Origin of the sequence: Pontibacter sp. BAB1700, assembly GCF_000277005.1 — a bacterium.
Taxonomy (GTDB): domain Bacteria; phylum Bacteroidota; class Bacteroidia; order Cytophagales; family Hymenobacteraceae; genus Pontibacter; species Pontibacter lucknowensis.
Genome location: NZ_AKIS01000242.1, coordinates 1 through 2,064, shown reverse-complemented (window position 1 = coordinate 2,064; position 2,064 = coordinate 1). Strand labels below are relative to the sequence as shown.

1 protein-coding gene and 1 pseudogene are annotated in these 2,064 nt (G+C 52.5%); one reads left to right on the top strand and one right to left on the bottom strand.

The annotated features are described in order from the left end of the window. Positions 1–624: pseudogene (locus O71_RS22900) on the bottom strand (serine hydrolase domain-containing protein); the annotation flags it as partial. A 278-nt stretch (positions 625–902) separates the two neighbouring features. Between O71_RS22900 and O71_RS20820 the strand changes: the two are divergent. Continuing rightward, positions 903–1,874 (top strand): aldo/keto reductase, encoded by a 972-nt coding sequence (locus O71_RS20820; RefSeq protein ID WP_007661167.1) that lies wholly within the window; start codon positions 903–905, stop codon positions 1,872–1,874. Positions 1,875–2,064: the final 190 nt, after the last annotated feature.

Sequence of the window (2,064 nt, the reverse complement as noted above, 5' to 3'; positions counted from 1 at the left end):
TCGCTGTCATTTCCGTCCCGGCGGCGGGCATAGCCGAGGGCGAAGGAGAGAAACTGGCGGAGTCAGGATTGTATTCATAAAGCGTCACAAAGCGGCTGGCGTCCAGGGAGTCTACCTGGTAGCCGCCGTACAGCCCGAGTGGGTTCAGGATGTGGCGTTTTACGTACTGGTCAAATCGCTCGCCGGACAGTTTTTCCAGTATGGTACCGGCCATGTTAAAGCCCAGGTTGCAGTATTCATATTTGGTGCCCGGCTCATAGTCGTTGTAGCAGGCTTCCCAGTTCGGGTTTTTGGCAGGGTCGATGGTATCGAGTGTGAAGTAGCCCTGGCTATCGTTGATGCTGGAGGTATGCGACAGCATCATCCGCAGCGTAATGACCTTCTCCGGGTACTTCGGGTTCCGCACTTTAAAACCTACGAGCTCACTCACATCATCATTCAAAGACAGCTTACCCGCCTCGATCAACTGCATCAGGCCGTGACGGTAAATGACTTGGAGATGGAAGCGATCCTGAAAATATCGTTGTTGGTGAGTGGTGCCTGGCTTTCAACATCCTTCAGCCCAAAGGATTTGGCGTAGATGATCTCCCCCTTTTTTACGACGGCAACCGACAAGCCTACCATGTCATGCTGCTGCATGATAGCCTGTATGTCCGATTCGGTTTTCCCTTCCTGCGCCTGGCCGGACAGGGTGAAGGCAACAACAGCAAAGGTTGTAAGTGTGGCTTTCTTCCAAATGTTTTTCAGCATAGTCGTCATGGTGTGTAGCTTTTAAGAAGTCTAAGATAAGCATCTATCCCGGAATATAGTATTTGTCCCATAGATTCAGGAAGAAAGGGTGACAACTCTTGTATATTTACAGCAGTATGTAGGCAGAACTGGGAACTTAGAAATAGCAAGGTATGGAGTACAGAAGATTTGGCCGCACAGGCTGGCAAGTGAGTGAAATAGGATACGGCATGTGGGGTATGGCCGGCTGGACCGGTTCGGATGATCAGCAGTCAGACCGATCGCTGGACCTGGCCGTGGAAGGCGGCTGCAACTTTTTTGATACGGCCTGGGGCTACGGCAAAGGCAAAAGCGAACAGATCCTCGGGCGCCTGATCAAGCGTAACCCGGATAAGCGCCTGTACGTGGCAACCAAGATTCCACCCAAAAACATGAAGTGGCCGTCGAAAGCATCCTACAAGCTTGAAGACTGTTTCCCTGCCGAGCACATCATCTCCTATACCGAAAAAAGCCTGCAGAACCTGGGGGTGGAGACCATCGACCTGCAGCAGTTTCACGTCTGGGAAGACAGCTGGGCCGAGCAGGAAGAATGGCAGCGGGCGGTAGAGAAGTTGAAAGCCGATGGCAAAATTCAGCACATGGGGGTGAGCGTGAACCGCTGGGAACCGGACAACGTGCTTCAGACCCTGCGCACCGGCCACATCAGCAGCGTGCAGGTCATCTACAATATTTTCGACCAGGCACCGGAAGACAAGCTGTTCCCGCTTTGCCGCGAACTGGATATCGCCACCATCGCCCGTGTTCCCTTCGATGAAGGCACCCTCACCGGCACTTTCACAACTGAAACGACTTTCCCTGAAGGCGACTGGCGCAGCACCTACTTTGTGCCCGAAAACCTGCAGTCCAGTGTGGCGCATGCCGACCGCCTGAAGCCGCTTGTACCTGCCGGCATGAGCATGGCAGAGATGGCCCTGCGCTTTATTCTGAGCAATCCGGATGTGAGCACCACCATACCTGGTATGCGCAAAGCCCACCACGTGCAGGCCAACCTGCAGGCCGGTGATGGCAAAGGTCTGCCGGACGAACTGCTGGCCCAACTCAAATCACACCGCTGGGACCGGAAGCCAACAGAGTGGTCGCAGTAGGGAAGAATCACCGCTATTGACTTTACTTTTTTGTCATTTATTTTTTTGTCATCCTGTAAGGATCTTGGTTAGAGGGGTGATAAGCCTATGCCACTTGCGACCAAGATTCTTTCAGAATGACAAAAAAGTATAATGAAACGGCCGTCACTGTAGTATACTATGAAGAGCCATAACTACTTTGTCTATATCA